At 62.5% G+C, this 21,861-nt stretch carries 22 protein-coding genes; 6 read left to right on the top strand and 16 right to left on the bottom strand.

The window, feature by feature from the left end:
* Both ASE71_RS21450 and ASE71_RS21445 read right to left on the bottom strand, forming a co-directional pair.
* Positions 1-654, bottom strand: coding sequence for a hypothetical protein (locus tag ASE71_RS21450; RefSeq protein WP_060516103.1), 654 nt, complete (start codon positions 652-654; stop codon positions 1-3).
* A gap of 91 nt (positions 655-745) precedes the next feature.
* Entirely contained in the window at positions 746-1,168 is a 423-nt protein-coding gene (locus ASE71_RS21445) for a RidA family protein (RefSeq protein ID WP_060516102.1), read from the bottom strand.
* A gap of 170 nt (positions 1,169-1,338) precedes the next feature.
* Between ASE71_RS21445 and ASE71_RS21440 the strand changes: the two genes are divergently transcribed.
* Entirely contained in the window at positions 1,339-1,935 is a 597-nt protein-coding gene (locus ASE71_RS21440) for a TetR/AcrR family transcriptional regulator (protein WP_060516192.1), read from the top strand.
* A gap of 38 nt (positions 1,936-1,973) precedes the next feature.
* Here ASE71_RS21440 and ASE71_RS21435 read toward each other — a convergent pair whose 3' ends face one another.
* From ASE71_RS21435 to ASE71_RS21415, 5 genes are all read right to left on the bottom strand, one after another.
* Positions 1,974-3,878 (bottom strand): adenylate/guanylate cyclase domain-containing protein, encoded by a 1,905-nt coding sequence (locus tag ASE71_RS21435; protein ID WP_060516101.1) that lies wholly within the window; start codon positions 3,876-3,878, stop codon positions 1,974-1,976.
* Positions 3,879-4,023: 145 nt separating this feature from the next.
* Positions 4,024-4,629 (bottom strand): deaminase, encoded by a 606-nt coding sequence (locus ASE71_RS21430; RefSeq protein ID WP_034793244.1) that lies wholly within the window; start codon positions 4,627-4,629, stop codon positions 4,024-4,026.
* 191 nt (positions 4,630-4,820) lie between these two features.
* Positions 4,821-6,320: a nucleobase:cation symporter-2 family protein gene (locus ASE71_RS21425; protein WP_370689558.1), complete on the bottom strand. Its 1,500-nt coding sequence runs from the start codon at positions 6,318-6,320 to the stop codon at positions 4,821-4,823.
* A gap of 387 nt (positions 6,321-6,707) precedes the next feature.
* A complete protein-coding gene (locus tag ASE71_RS21420) occupies positions 6,708-7,046 on the bottom strand; it encodes a hypothetical protein (protein ID WP_060516099.1) in 339 nt (112 codons plus the stop codon).
* A gap of 159 nt (positions 7,047-7,205) precedes the next feature.
* A complete protein-coding gene (locus ASE71_RS21415) occupies positions 7,206-7,844 on the bottom strand; it encodes a glutathione S-transferase family protein (RefSeq protein WP_060516098.1) in 639 nt (212 codons plus the stop codon).
* A 266-nt stretch (positions 7,845-8,110) separates the two neighbouring features.
* Between ASE71_RS21415 and ASE71_RS21410 the strand changes: the two genes are divergently transcribed.
* Complete coding sequence (locus tag ASE71_RS21410; RefSeq protein WP_060539187.1) at positions 8,111-8,962, top strand: hypothetical protein; 852 nt, start codon at positions 8,111-8,113, stop codon at positions 8,960-8,962.
* A 33-nt stretch (positions 8,963-8,995) separates the two neighbouring features.
* Here the strand turns inward: ASE71_RS21410 and ASE71_RS21405 are convergent, their stop codons facing one another.
* Entirely contained in the window at positions 8,996-9,343 is a 348-nt protein-coding gene (locus ASE71_RS21405) for a hypothetical protein (protein ID WP_060516096.1), read from the bottom strand.
* A gap of 92 nt (positions 9,344-9,435) precedes the next feature.
* Complete coding sequence (locus tag ASE71_RS21400) at positions 9,436-11,871, bottom strand: arylsulfatase (protein WP_113544702.1); 2,436 nt, start codon at positions 11,869-11,871, stop codon at positions 9,436-9,438.
* A 309-nt stretch (positions 11,872-12,180) separates the two neighbouring features.
* Here ASE71_RS21400 and ASE71_RS21395 point away from each other — a divergent pair, with 309 nt between their 5' ends.
* A complete protein-coding gene (locus ASE71_RS21395) occupies positions 12,181-13,194 on the top strand; it encodes an aldo/keto reductase (RefSeq protein ID WP_034793226.1) in 1,014 nt (337 codons plus the stop codon).
* 49 nt (positions 13,195-13,243) lie between these two features.
* Positions 13,244-13,498, top strand: a complete 255-nt coding sequence (locus ASE71_RS35830; RefSeq protein WP_156400686.1) for a hypothetical protein — start codon at positions 13,244-13,246, stop codon at positions 13,496-13,498.
* On the opposite strand, the gene ASE71_RS21385 is transcribed toward ASE71_RS35830, so the two are convergent.
* From ASE71_RS21385 to ASE71_RS21370, 4 genes are all read right to left on the bottom strand, one after another.
* The gene (locus ASE71_RS21385) at positions 13,480-14,421 is read right to left on the bottom strand and encodes an HlyD family secretion protein (RefSeq protein WP_060516095.1); all 942 of its coding nucleotides are present in this window, start codon (positions 14,419-14,421) and stop codon (positions 13,480-13,482) included. The genes ASE71_RS35830 and ASE71_RS21385 overlap by 19 nt on opposite strands.
* On the bottom strand, positions 14,418-14,705 hold the full coding sequence (locus ASE71_RS21380) for a DUF3302 domain-containing protein (RefSeq protein WP_060516094.1): 288 nt from the start codon (positions 14,703-14,705) through the stop codon (positions 14,418-14,420). Before ASE71_RS21380 ends, ASE71_RS21385 begins: the two co-directional genes overlap by 4 nt.
* Before the next feature lie 137 nt (positions 14,706-14,842).
* The gene (locus tag ASE71_RS21375) at positions 14,843-16,348 is read right to left on the bottom strand and encodes a M81 family metallopeptidase (protein WP_060516093.1); all 1,506 of its coding nucleotides are present in this window, start codon (positions 16,346-16,348) and stop codon (positions 14,843-14,845) included.
* 268 nt (positions 16,349-16,616) lie between these two features.
* Positions 16,617-17,405, bottom strand: coding sequence for a transporter substrate-binding domain-containing protein (locus ASE71_RS21370; RefSeq protein ID WP_063891141.1), 789 nt, complete (start codon positions 17,403-17,405; stop codon positions 16,617-16,619).
* A gap of 243 nt (positions 17,406-17,648) precedes the next feature.
* Here ASE71_RS21370 and ASE71_RS21365 point away from each other — a divergent pair, with 243 nt between their 5' ends.
* A complete protein-coding gene (locus ASE71_RS21365; RefSeq protein ID WP_051659269.1) occupies positions 17,649-18,560 on the top strand; it encodes a LysR substrate-binding domain-containing protein in 912 nt (303 codons plus the stop codon).
* A gap of 85 nt (positions 18,561-18,645) precedes the next feature.
* On the opposite strand, the gene ASE71_RS21360 is transcribed toward ASE71_RS21365, so the two are convergent.
* Positions 18,646-19,629, bottom strand: a complete 984-nt coding sequence (locus ASE71_RS21360) for an aldo/keto reductase (protein WP_060516189.1) — start codon at positions 19,627-19,629, stop codon at positions 18,646-18,648.
* Between the two features lie 71 nt (positions 19,630-19,700).
* On the opposite strand from ASE71_RS21360, the gene ASE71_RS21355 reads away from it, so the two are divergent.
* Complete coding sequence (locus ASE71_RS21355; protein ID WP_060516092.1) at positions 19,701-20,096, top strand: MerR family transcriptional regulator; 396 nt, start codon at positions 19,701-19,703, stop codon at positions 20,094-20,096.
* On the opposite strand, the gene ASE71_RS21350 is transcribed toward ASE71_RS21355, so the two are convergent.
* Positions 20,044-21,114 (bottom strand): NAD-dependent epimerase/dehydratase family protein, encoded by a 1,071-nt coding sequence (locus tag ASE71_RS21350; protein ID WP_060516091.1) that lies wholly within the window; start codon positions 21,112-21,114, stop codon positions 20,044-20,046. The two genes, ASE71_RS21355 and ASE71_RS21350, sit on opposite strands and share 53 nt — an antisense overlap.
* 27 nt (positions 21,115-21,141) lie before the next feature.
* A complete protein-coding gene (locus tag ASE71_RS21345) occupies positions 21,142-21,720 on the bottom strand; it encodes a TetR/AcrR family transcriptional regulator (RefSeq protein WP_060516090.1) in 579 nt (192 codons plus the stop codon).
* Positions 21,721-21,861: the final 141 nt, after the last annotated feature.

Below are 21,861 nucleotides of genomic sequence, written 5' to 3'. Positions count from 1 at the left end.
TCAATTGGCCCGCCGAAGGCCCTCTGCATAGAGGCCTAAGTTGGTGCCGCGACCAATGACTATGATGCGCCCACCCGGTTCGAGACCTCTCCTGAGCTCGTCGGGAACGCGGCAAAGGCTGTTGAAGAGAAACGGGACGTCTCGCAATTCGACCGGTGAACGGCATTCGCTAGTGCCGTAGCGACCCGGGTCCACTACCGTATACGGGAGTTCGACCTGATGGCCCGCGATAATGGCAAGAATCATCGGGCCCGCGAACACCACCGTGTTGTTTCCAAAGAAGTAGCCAATAAACGGCCATCCAAGGAGCGCGGCGGCTTTCTTTATTTCACTGCCCCGAATCCTGTATTTGCTTTTGCAGGTGAGCCACAGCATTCCCGCCGCAAACGCCACGCCCCCGAAAATTCCGGGAATGGTTGTCGTTGCTACCCAATCTGCCGATGGCAAAAATTGATAGCCAACCATTTTCGCAAGTACAGGCAGTGCGCCGAGTGTCACCAGGACTGCGCCCAGGAAGCGGGCCGTACCTGGCAGCTTCTGCTGCACCATCTCTTCGTTCGCCAAAGCCATTAGCCGGACCGCATTTTTCGAGAGGGTTTCATCGTTCCTTCGCACGCCAAGGGTTGTGACTTCAAGGTCAACAACCAGCAGCAAACCCTTTCTGCCGATATGGCTGGTGGGCCAACTTCGTAAGGCAGGTGGTCGCCACATGGAATGCGACGCCACGCTGCTCCAGAACCAAAAATCAGGCCGCTTGCTCGGCCCCGGCACCCGCGCTCACAGGAATCCGCGCGATCACCTTGATCTCGAAATCGAAACCGGCGAGCCAGTTGACGCCGATGGCGGTCCAGTTGGGATAGGGCTTTTCGCTGAAGATCCGGTTCTTGACGGCCATGATCGTCTCGAACTGGTGTTCGGGATCGGTGTGGAAGGTCGTCACATCGACGATGTCGTCGAAGCTGCAGCCGGCTGCCGCGAGCGTCGCTTCGAGATTGTCGAAGGCGCGTTCGACCTGGCGTTCGAAATCCGGCTCCGGGGTGCCATCCTCACGGCTCCCCACCTGCCCCGAGACGAACAGCAGGTCCTGCGACCGGATGGCCGCGGAGTAGCCGTGCGCCTCGTAGAGCGCATGACGATTTGCCGGAAAGATTGCGTTGCGTTTGGTCATCGGTCTGATCCTTCTCGTAAATTGAGGACGCGCAAACGGGCGCGCGCTGCCGTTTCAGGCAGAACTTCACAAAACCCGCTTCATTTGGTATACGGAACGTATCTGAAATAGCGAAATACGACGCGTATGTCAAATCCATATACGCGCCGTATCTGAATTTGAGGTCAATGATGGCCAGAAGCCGCCAGGAAACGATGGAGGAAAACCGCGCGAAGCTGATTTCGGCCGGCCGAAAGGCCTTTGCCGAAAAGGGCTATGCGGCGGCCTCGATGGATGAGTTGACCGCCGATGTCGGGCTGACGCGCGGCGCGCTCTACCACAATTTCGGCGACAAGCGCGGGCTCCTGGCCGCGGTCGTAACCCAGATCGACGGCGAGATGGCCGCCCGCGCCAAGCAGATCGGCGCAGATGCGGCAGCCGGTGACCACTGGCAGGCGATGCTTGCCGAAGGGGCCGCCTATATCGAGATGGCGCTCGATCCCGAAGTCCAGCGCATCGTTCTGCTCGATGGCCCGGCCGTGCTCGGCGACCCCTCGAAATGGCCGAGCCAGAACAGTTGCCTGCTGGCGACGAAGCGATCGGTAGAGCAACTGCTGGACAAGGGCGTGCTGAAGCCGGTCGATCCGGAAGCGGCCGCGCGGCTCTTGAGCGGTGCCGCCCTCAACGCTGCCCTCTGGGTCGCCGCCAGCGACGAGCCGAAAGCGGTCTTGCCGAAGGCGATCGAGGCCTTCCGCGCCATGGCCACCGGCCTGCTGGCGGAGCGCTGATCCGCCCCGTTGGGCGGTGGTCGTCGCGGCGGCAAGGACTAACGGGCGTTCGCGCTCACCAGCTCCCAGAGGTCGATGCCTCCCGAGCGCCCCTTCACGTGCACCATCCCCATCGCGCGGAAGTCGAAGAGCTCGGCAACCGCAGACTGCACCGCCCCGCTCACCAGGATCGACGTGTTGAACTCCTTGTTCAACCCTTCGAGCCGCGAGGCGACGTTGATCGTGTCGCCCATGGCCGTGTATTGCTGCCGCGCGATCGCGCCGAAGCTGCCGACGACCGCCGGCCCCGTATGCATGCCAAAGCGCGTGAACAGCTCCGGCCGGCCGCCTTTGCGGTTGGTCTCGTTCAGGCGATCGACCGCCGCCTTCATCGCCAGCGCGCAATGACAGCCATTCTCGATGTGCTGCGGATCGGCAACCGGCGCGTTCCAGATGACGAAGATGCTGTCGCCGAGATACTGGATCACGGTCCCGTGGTACTGCTCGGCCACCGTGTTCAGCATCTCGAAATAGGCCGAGAGAATATCGACGACTTCCTCCGGCGAATGCTGTTCGGAGATGGTGGTGAAGTCGCGCACGTCGGTGAAAAGCGCCGTCACCTCCTGCCGCCTGCCCCGGACCGCCGCTCCGCCCTCAGGATCGATGATCCGGCGCACCACCTCGCGCGGAACATAGAGCGCAAACTGGACGATAGCGCGCCGGCTGGCGGAAAGCGCGCCGCCAAGCGTATTGATCTCGGTGATCCAGGAATGCGGGGCGTCCGTGCCGGCAAAGTTCAGGTCACCGATCCGCCGCGCCTCGTCGGCGAGGTGATAGAGCTTGCGGCTGATCACGCGTGACAGCATGAGCGAGCCGACCACGCCGGCCACCAGCACGGCTGCGGCAATCATGAGGTTGCGCACCAGGAGCCGGTTTGCCTGCACCACCAGATCCTGCAGCGGCACGACGATCGCGACCGAGCTGCCCTTGAAGAGGCCGGATACGCTGACGGGTGCCATCTGGACCAGATAGCGCTCGCCGGCAAAATCGGCTTCGGCAAGACCACCGCCCGCATAGGCGGGATCCTTGCGCAGCCCGGCGACGACGTCGAGGCTGGGATCCAGGCTGCGCATGCCGGCGCCGCCACCACCCGACCAGGCGCCGAGGATTGTGCTCATGACCGCGGGATCGGAATGGGCGACGAGGTTGTTGTCGCTGCCGATGACATAGGACCGGGCCCGCGGTGAGATCTCGCGCGCATCGAGAAGGCGGCTGATGGTCTGAAGGTGGATGTTGGTGCCGACCACGATCCCCTCCTTGCCCTTCAGCGGAACGGCCAGCGCCAGCGTCGGAACCTTCAGCGTCCCGGTGACATAGGGCCCGACGGAAACCGGACCGCCGGCTCGCAACGCCGTCTGATACCAGGGGCTCTGCCGCGGGTCGAAATTTGTGCGCTCGAACGGACGCTCCCCGATCGTCTGCGCCGCAGCGTCGAGGAACCGAAGGGTCGAGACGGTGCCCGCGTCCTTGGCATGCGCAAGCAACCGAACGGCAAAGGCGGTGCCTGCCGGTGCCGCCAGACTTTGGCGAACATAGTCCCGCCCCGTGTTGATCACCTGCAGGTAGGATCCATCAGGATAGCCGGCGTAGACGCTCGTCGCGTTGGAAACGCTTCTGAGCACCTCCAGGAAGAACTGCTCCTTCGGCTGCAGGTCGCCCGGCGGCGCGACGGCCAGCTGCGGCACGGTGGACGCAAGCGCGACCGCCTCGTGGCCGCCCTCGAGCGCATTCCTGTAGCCCTCGATCAGCCTCAGGCTCATCTCGCGCATGTGCTTTTCGCCGGCAAGGATCGCCGCCTGCCGCCCCTGGCTGAACGCCATCCAGATGATCGGCGTCGCCGTTAAGATGAGCAGCGCCACGACGAGCACGCTGAGATGCACCCTGAGAGGCCTGGACCAGTTCACGCAATTCCCCCGAAACGCGACTGTATGGAGGCGACCCTAGCACCTGCCCTGGCGAGGAGGAATGCATATTCTTTCAAAGAAATAGGCCATTTCAATCTCTGATGAGAGAATGAAATGGCCCGGTACAGGTGACGGTTTTCGAGCGTCAGTTCAGCGGAATGGCGTTGCCGTCCTTGCTGTCCTGATAGACGGAGGAGAGATCGTCGTATTTCGCCCGGATCGCCTCGGCGCGGGCCTTGAGTTCCTGGCGTTGCGGCTCGGGCAGAGCGTCGATCAGCGCGTGGATCGACTGGCCCTTCCAGAAGGCATTGGTGCGGTTGTAGCCGCCCGGCTCCAGCGTGAAGACCTCCTTCAGGATCTTCAGGTCATGCGGAATGGAGAAACTGTCGCGGGAATCCTCGTGGCTGAAGAAGTAGAAGAAATTATCGAAACCCGCCCAGGTGATCGCCGAAAGGCACATCGAGCACGGCTCATGCGTCGAGAGGAAGATGAGGTCGCGGCTGTCCGGCCGCTTCTCGCCCTCGATCTCGTAGAACCGCTTCAGCGTGTGCACTTCGCCGTGCCAGAGCGGGTTTTCCGTCTCGTTGTTGGTTTCGACAAGCACGGTCGAAAGATCGGATTTGCGCATCAGCGCCGCGCCGAAGATCTTGTTGCCGGCGGCAACGCCCGCTTCCGTTGCCGGAATGATGCCCTTCTCCATCGTGTGAAGCAGCGCATCGAGCAGCGCGTAATTGTCGGTCTCACGTGTCATTCCCAATGTCCTTTCGTTGGGTTTTTCAATCAACGCCAGGAAAAACAGGAAGCGGCTTCCTGCCCGGAATGGCGGGTTTCACAAGCAACTCCAGAAAAAGTGCGAAGCGGTTTTTCGTCCGGGATTGCGTAATTCAAAGCAACCCCAGGGAAAGCAGTCTGGGATTGCATCAATTCAGGGAGCTTGCCGGTTCAGTGCGCCTCCGCCGCAATCAGCGGCACCTCGGTGCCCTTGGCATCGTAGAGCTTGCCGTTGAGGAAGTAGTCGCCGTCGTGCAGCCTTGCGATGTCCTGGTAGCGGATCGTGCGTTCGGTTGCAGCCACGAAGACCGACTGCTGGTCGGAATTGCCTGCGGTGAAGTGATTGAACAGGAGGTTGAGCAGGATCGCCATGACGGCCGCCGACGAGATGCCCGAATGGAAGATCGTGGCGACCCAGGCCGGGAAATGCTCGTAGAAGCCGGGTGCCGCAATCGGAATCATGCCGAAGCCGATCGAGGTCGCAACGATCACCAGGTTCATGTTGTTGTTGTACTCGACCTTGGACAGCGTGCGGATGCCGCTTGCCGCAACCGTGCCGAAGAGCACGATGCCGGCGCCACCAAGCACCGAGGTCGGCACCGAGGCGACGACGCGACCCATGATCGGCAAGAGGCCGAGCGTTACCAGGAACAGGCCGCCCGTTGCCACCACGTAACGGCTCTTCACGCCCGTCACCGCCACGAGGCCGACATTCTGGGCAAAGGCGCTCTGGGTGAAGGAGCCGACGACCGGCGCGAGAATGCTCGACAGCATGTCGGCACGAAGGCCGTCACCAAGCCGGCGCGAATCCACCTTGGTTTCGACGATCTCACCGACGGCGAGAATGTCGGCCGAGGTCTCGACCAGCGTCACCATGATGACGATCAGCATCGAGATAACAGCCGCAAGCTCGAAGGTCGGATAGCCGAAATGGAAGATCCTCGGCAATGCGAAGACCGGGCCGTTTGCAACTTGCGAGAAATCGGTCATGCCGGCGACATAGGCAATGCCGGTACCGATAACGATCGACAGCAGGATCGAAAGCCTGGAGATCGAAGCGTTGCCGAGTTTGCTCAAGAGCAACACGATGATGAGCGTGACCGCCGCAAGCTGGATATTGGCGGTACTGCCGAAGTCCGGCGCCGCCTTGTTGCCGCCCATCGCCCAGAATGCCGCAACCGGCATCAGCGTCAGGCCGATGGTGGTAATGACGATGCCGGTGACGAGCGGCGGGAAGAAGCGAGTGATGCGCGAAAACACCGGCGTGATCAGAAGGCCGATCAATGAAGCCGCGATGACCGCGCCAAGGATCGCCGGAATGCCGCCATTGCCGGAAATGGCGATCATCGTGGCGACACCCGAGAACGAGACGCCCTGCACCAGCGGCAGGCGGCTGCCGAAGAATGGCACGCCGATCGTCTGCAGGATGGTGGCGAGGCCACCGGCGAAAAGCGAGGCGGTGACGAGCAGGCCGACATCGCTGGAATTCAAGCCCGCCGCCTGGCCAAGGATCAGCGGAACGGCGACGATGCCGCCATACATGGTCAAGACGTGCTGCAGGCCATAGGCCAGATTGGCACCAATGCTCAGCCGTTCGTCCTCCGGATTTTGCGCCGGATTCTGGGTATGCGTAGTGTCCTCTGAAATGCTTGCCAAGGGTATCTCCTCCATACCTTCGCGATATGTCCCGTCTCCAGCGGGACAACCAAAAGGGTACTGAAGGTAGGCAAATCTCGCTTTCCTAAAAAAGGCGAAACACCTTTCGGGTTTTGGGCGGGAATGGTTGGGGCGGGAATATCTGCCGCAATCGGCCTTTTTTTGGCGGTTTCCGACGCTTTCAACCGCAAAATCCGATCGCCAGGGGCAATCTGCTCCACCGATAGGCCATTCAAAGGAGAGCAGAGATCATCGCATTGCGCAATGGTCGCGGCGCTCTCGTACCGCTTTCCCCGCCGATCGAAGGGCACAATGAAGCCGAGGCGGCCGCCGGCACCGCCCGTGTCACCGTTGCCTTCACTGCGAAAGTTCCAGCCCAGCACCAGTTGGACGCGACTGCCCCTAGAGGCTGCAGCCCGGATGCTTGTAGAGATCGGCCTGCGACAGATCCGGCGGGCATGGCGTGCTCTTGCCGCTCCCTTGGCCGCAAGCCGAGGGCTTGATCTGCGAGATCGCCGAGTAGTGTCCCTGGGAGACATGCACCCGGACGCAGGTCTTGGTGCCGGCATTCCACCAGGTATTGTTGCCGCCGACGTCGACATAGCCCCTGGACTGCATCTCGCTCTCGGCGCCAGGCGCGCGTGCGCCGACGAGATCGGCGATATCGGCCGGCGATTTGGCAAGGGTTGCTGTCGGAAGGGACATCAATGCTGCTGCTGCGATTGCGACTGTGAAACGCATCGGACGAATTCCTTCTGAGCAAGAAGAGGCTGTTCGCATGCTAGCGCGACTGTATTAGCAGAGGAGAAAATGGATGGCGAGAACAATCACGCAACCTGCGAATGCGCGGCGACAACCACCGGCCGTCGCCGCCGCTCGACGGCAGGCAAAGGCCGCCGCTCAGCCTGATATCGGAGGCAACGCGGGCGCATCAAGCCCGCGGAACGGATCGCGCCAGGCGTCGATCGCCTCGAGCTGCCCGGCCCAGCGCGCAAGTGCCGGATAGTCCGCGAGCGGCAGCCTTGCCACATCATTGTAGGGCAGGAATGTCGCCATGCGAAAATCGGCGTAGGAGACCGCCTCGCCGACCAGCCAGGCGTGACCGGAGAGTTCGGCATCGAGCAGCCGGGCCGCCTTGTGGAACGCCATCATCCCCTCCTCCACCATGGCCTCGTCACAAGTGCCGATGCCGTAGCGCAGCTTGGTGCCGCGCTCCCAATGCACCATGTCACAGGCCTTCACGAAGTTCTCCTTGCCCCAGCTGATCCAGCGGATCATCTCCGGCTCGTCGTCATCCCTTCGCCAGAGGTTGGAGCCGACCTGGCGAGAGAGAAAGCAGGCGATCGCATCCGCCTCCCACAGCGCCCGGCCGGGACGCTCCAGGATCGGCAAAAGCAGGTTGGGATTGAGCGGCCGATAGCGGTCCGCCTGCCCCGACGCCAGCGGCTCGGCATATTCGAACGCGACCTCTGCCTTCAGAAATCGGGCCGTGGCGACCGCCAGGCGCGGATTGGGGTTGCGGCTGAAATAGAGCTTCATGCGGTGGCTCTCCGTTGATGCACGTCGTGAAGACGAACCGAGGCGACGCTTGCCGACAGGCGCGAGAGAAAATCGACCGTTCCCTTCGACCGGTAGCACCACCCGCCCGCGCATCATGTCGTCCGGCTGAACGCGAGCAAAACGATATTGGATAAAATTGCCCAAACCAAATGCGCAAACGCTTGACCGTTTTCCGGTAACTCGTTGCGCAACCGGTGGGATCAAGACGGGAACAATCCACATCCTGGTTGCCGGAGATCGCCTGGATGAGCAGCCGCCGCCTGCGGCTGCGCGCGGAAGGTTGGATAGTCATGTGGCCATTCGAGAACGACGAATATCCCGAAGGGTATTTGCTGTCTACGGATCAGAGCGGGCCGAATGAACCACGGAGCGATTATGGTCGGCGGCATGGCGTTGCCGTTCTCCACTATCGCTTCGGAATAGCTTTTGCCGCCGACCGCGTCCGCCTACCAGACGGAACACGCGGCCGGGCTCGCTCCGCGGATATCGGCCGACAACATTGGCGGCGGCCGCTCAATGACCGTGAGCGCGCTTGGTCCAGCGCGGCCGTGGCAATTCCGATCGACTGGCGTTGGGGGAAGCTGATCATCACGCCAGGCGATGTGATTTTTGAGGACGATCAATCGCTGCCGGAGGTCTACTTCACCGACGACAACGAGCGCCTCGACCGCGATCTCTATCAAAGCCGGGAGATAAAAGACCTAGTAGTAACGATGGAAGGATGCAATGCGCTCTACCGTCTGCTCGTGTACGGATTTTGGCAGCGGGATCCCGACGATGAACCCTGTACATATATGCAGGATGATGCCGCAAGAACGCTTGCAACGATACGTGGTCTCGGCGAGAGACACTACGATCTGACAAATGCCGGCTGGCTAGGTTACGACGGCGGCGAAGACCATCTGATGCGCCGTCATCTCAAGCGGCTCGGCTGGCACGACGTTCGGGAGCAGCCTATTGACACCCTTTTTTCGGAAAGTCGGCCCAATGAGTCTTCCGAAACCTTGGAACTCATGCGGCGAATGGCGCTTTTCCTTGTCGCTTCTGTGGCGGCCCTTCATATCCTGCTTGCCATAGCTGCACTTGCGGGCGGATAACGCCCCCACAATGTCCCCGTCCCTATCCGAAAACTAGCCGGCGCCGGGCGTGTAACGTCCGCGCCAGAGCAAGACCGACAGCACCGCATGAACTGCGATCGCAGGCCACAGAAGGACGCCGGTGGAGCCATCCGTCAGTCCGAACCAGGCCAGATAGAGCGTGACGGCCGCACTGTAGATCAGCATGCCGATGAGGCTTGAGTTCTTCCAGCAGGCAACGCCGAGTGCGATCAGGGCAATTCCCGCCACCCGGGCCGTCGGGATCGCAGGCCCGGTGAGTAGCTCGCCAAGCAGCACCTGGCCCACGAGCGAAGGCGCCACCACCAGTGCGAGCCCTGTTGCCATCTCCCCGAAGGCGGCGAGATCAAGCACGCGTATCATCGGAACGCACCTCTGCCAGTCGTTTGTGTCCGGGCCTTGCGATGCAAGGTCGCCAGAGCGTCCCATGTGCGTTCACGTGAACGCACGGCGCTCTAGGGCGTTGCGTTTGGCTTCAATTCGAAAGTCAGTTTGTCGATCTTGCCCGTAAAGCGGAAGGGCGTGTCGTAGCGGTGTTCCAAAAGGGCGACGCCGGTGCGCGTGTCGAGACCGACGTCGAAGGTCTCATCCTCGGGGAAAGTGACCGGGATGCCATGATCGATGCTGTTCCTGGCGACCTCCTTGCCGTCCACCGACAGAACGCCGGTGCCCCCGGCGCCAAGTCCCTTTCCATCCGACTTGAAGTCGAAGACGATCCTGTGTTTGCCGGGTTCGAGTTCCGGTCCTTCCCACAGGGTGCGCTTGAGGTCGAGGAGATTGTAGAGGAACACGACCTTCCCACTGCCGACACCGAAGTCGCCCTGGCTGAGGAAGAGGCCGTAACCGCCAAAGCGGCCACCCTCGGTGACGATCATGCCTTGCGCACCGTCGTCGGGTATCTCGACATCGGCCGTAATCGTATAGGACTTGTTCAAGGTGCTCGGCGCAGCGCTGGCCGGCACACCACTCAGTTCGCCGCGGTAGGTGAATTCCGTACGGCCGGCCGTCAGGTTCGGCCGCGGGGCGTTCCAGCGTGCGAGCGTCGAATTGTCGAGTGGCAGCACGTTGTACTTCTTCGCCTCGGCATAGAAGAGGTCCTGCAATTCCTTGAGTTTGTCAGGCATTTTGGCGGCAAGATCGGTGAATTGCGTCGGGTCTTCATCGACGTTGTAGAGTTCCCAGTTGTAGCCGGAGATCACGTCGGGTGGCGTCTTGGTGCTGAGTTCCCACGGCAGCGTCGCTGGCGTCGTCGCGGCGACCCAGCCGTCGTGGTAGATGGCGCGGTTTCCCAGCATCTCGAAGTACTGCGTCTGGTGTTGCGTCGGGGCAGCGGCATTTGCCTTGTCCCATGTGTAGGCCATACTGACGCCTTCGATCGGCTCCTGTTTGATGCCGTTGATCGTCTCCGGTTGCGGGATGCCTGTCGCTTCCAGGATCGTCGGCACGATGTCGATGAAGTGGTGAAACTGCGCGCGGACACCGCCAGCGTCGTTGATATGGCCGGGCCACGACATGACCATGCCCTGCGCCGTCCCGCCAAAGTGCGAAGGCACCTGCTTGACCCACTTGAACGGTGTCCCCATCGCCCAGGCCCAGCCGGCTGCGAAATGCGGGAATGTCCGCTCCGAACCCCAGAACGGATACCAGAGAAACTGGTCCTTCACCGGAACGTCGACGCCGTTGAATGTGGTGAACTCATTCGGCGTGCCGTTGAGCATGCCCTCGGCGCTCGCGCCGTTGTCGCCGCCGATGTAGATGATCAGGGTGTTGTCGAGCTCGCCGATATCTTCCACCGCCTGGATGACGCGCCCGATCTCGTTGTCGGCATAGGCAAGGTAGGCGGCGTACACATCGGCCTGCCTGATGAACAGTTTCTTCGCCTCCAAACTGAGGGAATCCCATTGCGGCAACCCCTCCGGCCACGGCGTGAGCTTCGCGTTCTCAGGCATGATGCCGAGCCGCTTCTGATTGGCGAAGATCGTCTCGCGCACCTTGTTCCAGCCCTCGTCGAAGAGGTGCATGTCGCTGATCTTCTTGATCCATTCGGGCGTCGGGTGGTGCGGTGCATGGGTGGCACCGGGCACGTAGTAGACGAGCCAGGGCTTGCCCGGGGCGATCTCGCTCAACTGCCTGATGTGCTGGATCGCTTCGTCGGCCATGGCCGTTTCCAGGTTCCACTTGGGATTGCCTTCAAACGGATAGATGGCCGTGGTGTTGCGGAACAGGTTCGGCTGCCACTGGCTCGCGTCGCCGCCGACGAAGCCATAGAAATAATCGAAGCCCATGCCCGTCGGCCACTGGTTGAAGGGCCCCGCCTGGCTCGATTGATAGGACGGCGTGTTGTGGTTCTTGCCGAACCACGCGGTGGCGTAGCCATTTTCCTTGAGGATCGTGCCAACAGTGCCTTTCTCGATCGGAATGATCGAATCGTAGCCCGGATATCCGGTCGCGATCTCCCCGACGACCCCGTAGCCAACCGAATGGTGATTGCGCCCGGTGATCAGCGCCGCACGAGACGGCGAGCAGAGCGATGTCGAGTGGAAGTTCGTGAAGCGCAACCCCTCCTTGGCGATGCGGTCCATGGCCGGTGTCGGAATGACCCCGCCAAAGGTGCTGGGCGCGCCGAAGCCCTGATCGTCCGTCATGATCAGCAGCACATTGGGCGCGCCTTTCGGCGGCACGACACGCGGAGCCCACCAGGGCGTCGATTCCGAGGCCTTTTCCTTGATTACACCGCCAAAAGCCGGACTTGGTGACGGAAGCTGCTTACCCGTAATTGTTGTCGTCGCTCCCGGGGCGCCGAGCGTCCCTGAAACCTGCTGTGCCCATGCGGACGTAAAACCAAGCGCGAAGAAGGCTGCACCCGCAAGCATGCTCTGGCCAATGGTCATGGCGAACACCCCTATTGCAGATCGTTGAATCTCCACCGATTTAGGCTAGTCTAATATACGCAAACCAGACCCGAGACGCGAGAAGTTTACGACCGGTGTTCTCCATCCGATCCGTCACAGACGGTCTGCCCGATGGCTTCCCCGGAACACTTCACCAGTTATCCGGCTCCGAACATCGCATCTGTGAATTCGTTTCCCCTATCCTGCGAAGCGTGCCCCGCTACCGGGACTCCGCTCGCTGACCTATTTTTCCAAACAACGGCGATGCAGCGCATCACCTGCCCCATCGATCAGCAAAGGACAGGACACATGACACTCAAGGATATTCTGCCCGGCAAGCTCGGTTTCGGCGCGGCCCCGCTCGGCAACATGTTCCGCGAAATACCCGAAAAGGAAGCGCTTGCCACCGTCGAGGCCGCCTGGAACGACGGCATCCGCTATTTCGACAACGCCCCGTTCTACGGCGCCGGCCTTGCCGAGATCCGCATGGGCGAAGCGCTCGGCGGTCGCCCGCGTGACGAATACGTCATCAGCACCAAGGTCGGCCGGGTCATCCTCGACGAGATCGAGGACGTCAGCGCCCGCGACCTTGGGGAAAAGGGCGACGTCTTCCGCTATGGCCGCCCCAACAAGATCGTCAACGACTACTCCCATGACGCCACCCTGCGGTCGATCGAGGACAGCCTCAAGCGCCTGAAGACCGACCGTATCGAGATCGCCTTCGTTCACGACGTTGCCCAGGATTTCTACGGCGACGAATGGCTCGACGTTTTCGAGACGGCGCGCAAGGGCGCCTTCAGGGCGCTCGACCGGCTGCGCGACGAAGGCGTGATCAAGGCCTGGGGGCTCGGCGTCAACCGGGTGGAGCCGATCGAACTGCTGCTCGCGCTCGAAGGTCCGCGTCCCGATGGCTTCCTGCTTGCCGGCCGCTATACCCTGCTTGACCATGACCGCGCACTCCAGCGCGTCATGCCCGAGGTCACCAAGCGCGGCCTCGGCATCGTCGTCGGCGGCCCCTATAGCTCCGGCGCGCTCGTCGGTGGCCCGAACTTCGAGTATGCCCCGGCCACGCCGGCAATTCTCGACAAGGTCGCGCGTATCAAGTCGATCGCCGACCGTCACGGCATCTCGATGAAGGCGGCCGGCCTGCAGTTCTCGCTCGCCAACCCCGCAGTTGCCGCCGTCATCCCCGGCGCCAGCCAGCCGAGCCGCATCGCCGAAGACCGCGCCGCCCTGAACGAGGCCGTGCCGGCCGACTTCTGGCGGGACTTGAGGGCAGCCGGTCTCGTCAACCCGGAGGCGCCGCTACCGATTGCCGGCTAAGCAATTCCAGGAAAAGTGTGCGGCGGTTTTCCGTCCGGAATTGCGTCGTTTGGCCAAGAAATTCCAGGAAAAGTGTGAAACGGTTTTCCGCCAGGAATTGCGACATCTGGCCAAGCAATTCCAGGAAAAGTGCGCAGCGGTATTCCGTCCGGAATTGCGTCATTTGGCCAAGAAATTCCAGGAAAAGTGCGCAGCAGTTTTCCGTCCGGAATTGCGAGAAACCGTCCTATCCTCGCCCGTCTTCCAGCGGGCGGGGCAGCCGGTGGCACCCCGCCGCGCAGCCGATCAGAACGGATTGACGTAGTTGGTGATCGCGATCTGGCGCAAAAGCACCCGGCGGATCACATGCGCCACCTTCACCCGGTCGGTGAAGATGGCCGCGTCCCCCGTGGCGCCGGCCGGCAGCCGTGCGGCGAAAGCCTGGTCGTCGAGTTTCACCCGCACGATGAAGGGCGCGGCGGAGACTGCCTCCGGGGTCACCGCCGTGCCGGACACCCGGGCTTGCCCGGAGGCGATCGCCTGCAGCACGCCCTCGACCTCACCGGTATAGGTCTCGCCGGGCGCAAACTTGAAGGTCGCCTCCACCATCTGGCCGGGCTCTATGTAGCGCGCATCGATCTGGTTGATCTCGACCCCGATGATCGTCTCGGAGGTGTCGATAAAGGCCATGGCCGGCGACAGCGGCAGCGTCGTCACGCGCGCGCCCTTGCGCAGCGCAAGGTTGGTCACGTAGCCATCGGCCGGCGCCCGCACCGTCGTCTTGCCGAGTTCCCACTCGGCATTGCTGATCTGGGCTCTCAGATTGTCGACGTCCGCCTGGCGTTGCTGCACGTCGAATTCGGTTGCCGCATCGCGCGACTGCAGCTTCGTCATCTGCGCAAGCCGCAGCTCCTGCAGCGAAAGCTGCGCCTGCAGCGCGTCCACCTTCGCCTGGTAGGGCACGGGGTCGATGCGGAAGAGCACGTCGCCGGCTTTCAGCGGGCTGTTGGGGGCGACCGGCACCTCCGTGACCTCGCCGGCGACATCGGGCACGATCGCCACCGAATTGCGCACCACCAGCGCCTTGCCCTGCGGCGCGCCCCAGTTCATCGGGATGAACAGACCGACGAGAAGCAGCAGGAACACGATCGCCGGCGAAATCTTCCAGAACAGGTTGAAAGGCACGATCCTGAATTTCACCAGGCAGAAGAGGATCGCCAGATAGACATTGAAGAGAAAGACGATCATGACTGGCCCGCCTCGCTCGGATGAACCTCGCCTGCAGGGGTCGCCGCCGGATGCGCGCCGCTCGGGCGCGGCACGTCGACATAGGCCCAGACGAGCGCGATCGGCCATAGCGCGAAGCCGAGAAACAGCGTCACCCAGCCCGCGACATTGACCGCCTCGCTCCAGGGATGATTGCGCCTTTTTGCGATCGACCCCGGCAGCATGGCGAGAAAGATCAGCACGGCGACCGTGCTCACCACGAGCACGATCAGCACGATCCAGGCGAAGAGATCGATAAAACTCATGAAGTTGCGCTCCCCTTCACGACGGGGACGCTAGACCCAAAGCCGGGCACTGCGGAAGTACGTAACGGTTACCGCGCCATACGGCTGCCCCTTTAGAGGGCGCAGCATGAACCTTGGCCCGTGAACGGCAGCCCGCCTCAGCCGAGTTCGCCGTGATCCAGCGGATAGACCGGCCGCCGCACCCGCTGGAATTTGCGCGCGCCGATATTGGCACTGCTGAGGCCCGTGCCGTCGATCTCGACGATCTCGGATGCGATCGGACCGAAGGCGGCGCGGAAGTGCTGCTGCGATTTGACGACGACGATCTGATAGTCGGACGGCTCGATGCCGACGGCGCGGAAGAGGTTGCGATCGAGCATCTGCTGACGTTCGCTGCAAATGAGGATGTCGATGCCTTCGACATGAAAGCGCACGCTCGGCCCCATCGTCGCCGGCAGCCCTTGAAACATCGGCCCCTCGAAGACGATCCTGCCGTCCGAAATCGCCTCCACCCTGCCCTTGATCGTGATCGGCCCGCCGCCGACTTCAGGGTCGATCTTGCAGCCGAGCGTAACCTCGCGTGTCGCACCGATGCCGGCGGCGATCAACTCGGCCACGACTTCCGGATCGCAGAGCGCGCCGAAAGCCGCGTTTCGGACGCCGGTATCGAGCAGCCTGGCGAGCACGCAGGTGGAATCGCTATAGGCACCGCAGCCGGGATTGTCGGAGAAGTCGGCAATGACCAGCGGCGTCCCGGCCCCATCTTTCGCAAGATGCGCCGCGACGATGCCGGGCAGCGCGTCGAGCGGCAGCTGCACATCCTGGTGCTCGCGCCGGTCCCAGATCCCGCGGCAGAGACGCTCGGCCTCGGCTTCCGCGTCTTCGGCCGCCACCCGGTTGCGGTCGTAGCAGATAACCGCCGATGGGCCGGTATTGAAGATATCGGCATCGTAGAAGCCGGCATTGATCGAGGTCGCCAGCATGCCGTCGCGCGCCGCGATCCCGTCGGCAATTTCGAGCAGCTCGGTCATGGCGCAGGCATGGGTCGTGCGCCCGTCGTTGCAGCCGTTCAGCATCGGCGGCTGGCGGATGGCGAGCGCCGGCCGGATTTCGCCGCGCATGGCGCGCTCGAGCAATGCGCCCGCCTTGTGAGCGCATTCGGCCATGTCCACATGCGGATAGGTGCGGAACGAGACGGCAATATCGAGCAGGCCGGCCATTTCAGGCGCCGAATTGGCGTGCAGGTCGAACGTCGCGGCGATGGGAAGTTCCGACCCGACGATGCCACGCACCACCTCCAGAAGCTGGATCTGCGCATCGTCAGCCGTTTCCGTGCACATAGCCCCATGGAAGACGATAAACACGCCGTCGAGCCTTTCGCCGTCGAGCGCGCTTTGGAGATCGGTGACGAAGCGCTGCCGCATCGCCTCCTCGATCCTGCCGCCGGGCTCGGCCCGCGCCGCCACCGTATAGACCGGCTGCCAGCCGTACGTGTCGCAACAATCGATGAAGCCGCCGATCTCCGAATTGGTGCCGCGGCAATGGGTTTCGATCTCGGCGCCAACGAAATAGTGGCAGGCCTCGAAGTCCCTGAACCCGGTCTTGAGCTTCGAAAACGTGTTGGTTTCCTGGTTGAATTCGAGAACGGCGACCCGGAAGCTCATCCTATGCACTTTCATTTTGCTGACTGGAAAAATCGAGAAGACGGGCGTCGGGGAAAACGCGAAACCCCGACGCCGCGCCTGTTCTCCTGCCGCGCGATGCGTTGAACGCAGGGCGCGACAGGCGAATTCTGGATGGTTGGAGTTGAACCTTGGATCCGCGGCGGCCCCTCTCGGCACCTTTAGAAGAGACGCCCTCGCGCATCTTTCGAGGAGTTGCCCCTCACCCTAACCTTCTCCCCGCAGGCGGGGAGACGGTGGCCGGCAAACCTCAGCGGAAATACTCGCTCGTGGTCTTCGGCTTCGCCATGATGTCGAAATCGAAATACTGCTTGCGGATCTTGTCGTAGGTGCCGTTTTCCATGATCGTCTTGAGGCCGGCATTGAGCTTGGAGAGCAGCGCCGCGTCACCCTTGCGCACCGCCATGGCGTTGCCCTCGGCCGTGTCGAGCACGAAGCTCTCGCCGACAAAGGCGCAGCAGCCGCTTTCTTCCTTGGCCAGCCACTCGGTAAAGGCCATCTGCCCTTCGAGGATCAGGTCAAGCCGGCCGTTTTCCATGTCGAGAAACACTTCGCTCATCGTCGGATAGAGCTTCACTTCGCTATCGGGAAAAAACTCCTGCAGCGCCTCGACCGCGACCGAGCCGGATTGCGTGCCGATCACCTTGCCCTTCAGCGCCTCGGGCGAGATGTCCTTGAGGCCGAGATCCTTGCGAGCGACGAAGCGCATGGCGTTGAAGTAGTAAGGGGTTGTGAAGTCGACCTGCGTCTTGCGATCCGGATTGATCGCCATCGAGGCGATCATCACGTCGAACTTCTTGGCCTGCAGGGCCGGGATGATGCCCGCCCACTCATTGGTGCTCCAGACACAGTCTACCTTGATTTCGGCGCAGACCGCCTGGCCGATATCGTAGTCGAAGCCTTTGATTTCGCCGGCTGCGGTCACATAGTTGAATGGCGCGTAATCGCCCTCGGTGCCGATCGCCAGCGTCTCGGCATTGGCGGTGCCGGCCGCAAACAGCGCGGCGATGACCGATGCGGTCATGAACTTCTTTTTCATCTCGTTCCCTCTGTCCTTCCTGTCGGCCACCCACGAAGTTCCGGTCGCAAGCGTGACCATTGGCCTGACCAAAGGAGCAACTTGCTTGAAACTATCTGGATTTTCGGCCGATTTCAGTTTTCGTTTTGCTTTATTATGCTTCGACAATGCGGGAGGTCTCCAGCCTTCGCAATGTGAAAGAAATCATTCCAGCTATCGAAAAAATTCATGTAGGCTGCAACCGATCCAGACCCGGAGCAACGGATGCGTGACCTGCCGAGCCTCAAATCCTTGCGCGCCTTCGAGGCGGCCGCGCGCAACGGCAGCCTGACGGCCGCCGCCGACGAGCTCTGCATCGGCCAGGGCGCGATCAGCCACCAGATCCGGAATCTGGAACTCAATCTCGGCCTTCGGGTCTTCGTCAGAAAACAGCACGGTGTCGAACTGACGCCGGAGGGCGGGCTGCTTTACGCCTCCTGCCAGCGCGCCTTCGACGATCTCGAAGGCGTGGTCCAGCACATCCGCCCACGCACGAGCGACAAGATCCTGCGCGTCCGGGTCGGCCCGTTCTTTTCGATGAAAGTGATCGCGCCGCGCATCTCCGAGTTTCTCGCCGCCAATCCCGGCGTGCAGATCCACCTCTCCCACCTCGAAACGATCACCGCCGGCACCGGCCCGGCCGACGTCACGATCGCCTATTGCCTGCAGCCGCCACCCGGACGCTTCACCCGCAAGCTCTTGCGCGAGCGCCTGGTGCCCGTCTGCGGCCGCGACCTCTGGCAGGGCGACAGGCAGGCACTGCTTTCCGGCAACCGGCTGCACTATCGCGGCCTTCAGGAGTGGCAAAGCTGGATCGCCTCCTCCGGCCTCGCCCTTCCGCGCAGCCGCCAGGACCTGATCTTCGACGACCAGCACATCATTCTCGAAGCGGTGAGAGAAGGCCAGGGCGTGGCGTTGATCGACCGCACCATGGTCGAACACGAACTCAAATCCGGCCAGATCCGCCTGGCCCACGACCATTTCTACGAGCCGCCCGAAACCTACCAGTTCGTCTGCCAGGAAGACCTCCTGCGCACCAAGCCGGTAACAAAGGCCTTTCTCAACTGGCTGATCGCCGAGATCGAGGAGCGCGAGCGGCAGAGCGCAGAGGCAGTGCAAACATCTGGCACAAGCTAGCCGTCGGCGGCCGGCGAGCGTCCCTCCTCCCCACCCAACACAAGAACCGGCCGCCGCACGCCCGTCGCGCACGGCGGTCGCACCCTTAGACGGCGGCTCCTTGCACAGCCCCGGCGAGCGGATCGAGCATGGCCGTTACATCATCGGGGAGGATGATGGACGCCGCCGCGACGTTCTCCTCAAGGCGGCTGCGCCTGCGTGTTCCGGGGATTGGCACCACCTTCGCATTCAACTTGCGGCCCTGCGTGTGCAGCCAGGCTAGTGCCAGCTGGGCCGAGGTAATGCCGAGGCCACGCGCGGCTTCCTCGACCTTTGCCACCACCTGCATGTTCGCCTGGTGGTGCTGCGATGCAAAGCGCGGGAAATTCCTGCGTGCATCTCCCTCCGTCAGGGATTGGGCAAAGGCCTGGCCGGTCAGCATGCCACGTCCGAGCGGAGAGTAAGGCACGAGCGTCACGCCGAGTTCGAATGCAGCGGGAACGACATCTTCCTCGATCTCACGCGTGAAAACAGACCATTCCGACTGCAGCGCTGCAATCGGATGGATGGCATGCGCGGCCCGCAGCTCCGCCGCGGACACCGCCGAGAGGCCGAGCCAACGGACCTTTCCGGCCGCGACCAGATCGGCCATCGCGCCAATGGATTCTTCGAGTGGTACGGCATCGGTGCGGCGATGCATGTAATACAGGTCGATGACATCGACACCCAGGCGCTTCAGCGAGCGGTCAGCGGCAGCACGAATGAACTCGGGCCGGTTGTCTATGCTCCAGTCCTCTGGGCTTTGCGGCGTGCGCGCATAGCCGAACTTGGTGGCGATCAGGACCGCTTCACGATGCGTCCTGACGAAGGACGCAAGAAAGGCCTCGTTGGCGCCGATACCGTACATGTCCGCCGTGTCGAACAGGGTGACGCCGAGTTCGAGCGCCCGTTCCAGAGTGGCGCGAGATTCGGCCTCGTCCGTCGTGCCGTAGAACTCGCTCATGCCCATGCAGCCGAGGCCCTGGGCCCCGATCGCCGGGCCATCCGAGCCGAGTTGGACGCGGTGTAGAATCTTTTCCTTGCTTGTCATCATGGGTCTCCAATTCCAGACAAGCAGCCCTTATAAGTATTGACCATACTCCATGGTCAAGGGTTTGCTGAATGCTGATTTCGGAATTTGCGAAGGCCACGGAGCTGCCGGTCGATACGATCCGCTTCTACATTTCCAAGGGGCTGCTGAAGCCGGAGCGCAGCGCCAAGGGGGGCTCTAATCCCTATCAGCTGTTCAGCCAGGAAGATGTTACCGCCGCGCGGATGATCCGGCTGCAACAGACGCTGGGTTACTCGCTGCGGGAGATTCAGGCCCTCAATGACGCCTATCGCGCCGGCGAAAGTTCGCCCGCACGAACGGTCGAGATCCTGCAAGCGCAGATCGCGCGACTAGAAGAGCGGAAGGCCGCGCTGGACGCGGCTCTCTCGTTCCTGCGCGGCAAGGTGGACTGGATCAAGGCAGGCAAGCCGGACACGGCGCCGCAACTGGAGGACTACCGGTGCTGACGGTCCGAAGCTCGTCCAGCCCCTGCTCCCGCGAGATGACAGGAACATAGCCCAGCTCCCGCTTTGCCTTGCCGATATCAAGCGAGATCTCGACGGCCGACGTCGCATAGGCCTGTGATGTCAGCGGAACGCTGATCCTCCCCCTGGAGAGGGCAGCGAGCACATCGCCGCCCCAGGCAACGGCTCTGACGACGGCGCGGGGAACGGATTTTTCCGGCGGGACGATCCCTTGCGTTTCCAGAAGCTGCGAGACGAACGTCCTGAACGGCACGGCATCGCCATCGGTGATGAAATAGACCTCCCCGCCCCGCCCGTTTGCAAGCGCAAGCGCCACGGCCTGGCACAGGTTGGCGATATGCGTGGTCGAGGTCAGGTAGGTGCCTCCCGCGATCCAGGCGAGCTTGCCGGAGCGGGCAGCCTCGACCAGTGCCGGCAACGCCGTGGTATCGTCACGCCCCCAGACGAAGCGCGGCCGAAGGGCAACGACCGGGAAAGCCGGACTGCTGGCCGCAAGGGCTACACGCTCGGCCGCCGCCTTGCTGCGCGAATAGCTGCCGGCCGGGCGGCGCGGAAACGGCGCCGTCTCGTCCACCTGCACCAGCGGGTGCCCATCGGCAAGCACGGATTCGGTGCTGATATGGATCGCTTTGCGGATACCGGCGGCGCGGGCCGCCTCCATGACGATCCGCGTGCCATCCTCGTTCACCCGCCGCTGCTGCGGCGTGCCTGGTCCATGATCGGTATCGGCCGCGGCATGGACAAGCGCGTCGCAGCCCGCCATTCCCGCGGCGATGTCTGGACTGAGCAGGTCGCCCATAAAGGCCGTCGCACCGAGTTGGCGGACGCGGTCGGCCGCCTTCTGGCTGCGCGCCAGAGCGACAACAGAAGCGCCCGTCGTGACGAAATGGCGGATGAGGTTGCGGCCGACATAGCCGCTGCCACCGGTGATGAAGATGCTTCGGAACGGGGCGCGTTCGCCCGTGGCCACGGCGGATGTGGCATCGCATGCTCGGTTCATTTCACTGCACCTATGAGGTTTGGACGCTTAGCGCTCGTCCGGAAGATCGGCTGCCTGCGGGGTTGCAGTCACGAGCCAGTTGATTTCGCGCAGCACCTCGTCGCGGTCCGCACGCGCAAAATGGTGAAAGTCGAGATATTCGAGGAATTTGAGACCCTCGAGCGCGAGATAGGCAAGCAACGCCCCGCGCGGCGACTGGGAGTTCTGAAGAATTCTCGCGATCGTCGCATCCTGGCTTGCCTGCATCTTCCGGCGCAAACCGGCATCGAGCGTAAGCGCCGCGCTGAGGTTCAGTGCCACCGCCCGGAATTCCTCGGGCGGCGGTTCGGCCGCAGCAACGATGCGCCCCCTGACCGCTCGATCCTGAATGTCTCCGATCTTCTGCTCGACCCGCGCATGGTGTGCGTTGTCACGCTCAAACGCCCGGTCGACGACGGCCTCGATCAGCGCCTGCTTGGACTTATAGTCATAAAGCACACTCGCCTTGCTGACACCGGCCTCCCTGGCGACGGCATCGACAGTCAGGTTGGCAGCGCCATCGCGACCGACGACCCGTTCGGCGGCATCCAGTACCTGCTGTTGATCAATTGCGCGTTTCCGGCCCATGGCTCCATCCAATTTATTTCCGACCGGATGGTTATAAATAATCTATCGGCGCCTTTGTCAAGCGCGTCGGATCCCTCAGAAAGCTGGATCGCCTCCTCCGGCCCCACCATGCGCGCAGCGCCACGACCTGATCTTCGATGA

It is taken from the genome of Ensifer sp. Root954 (assembly GCF_001429005.1).
GTDB classification, from domain to species: domain Bacteria; phylum Pseudomonadota; class Alphaproteobacteria; order Rhizobiales; family Rhizobiaceae; genus Ensifer; species Ensifer adhaerens.
The sequence above is the reverse complement of the archived record's forward strand: the minus strand, read 5'-3'. Positions and strand labels throughout refer to the sequence as shown.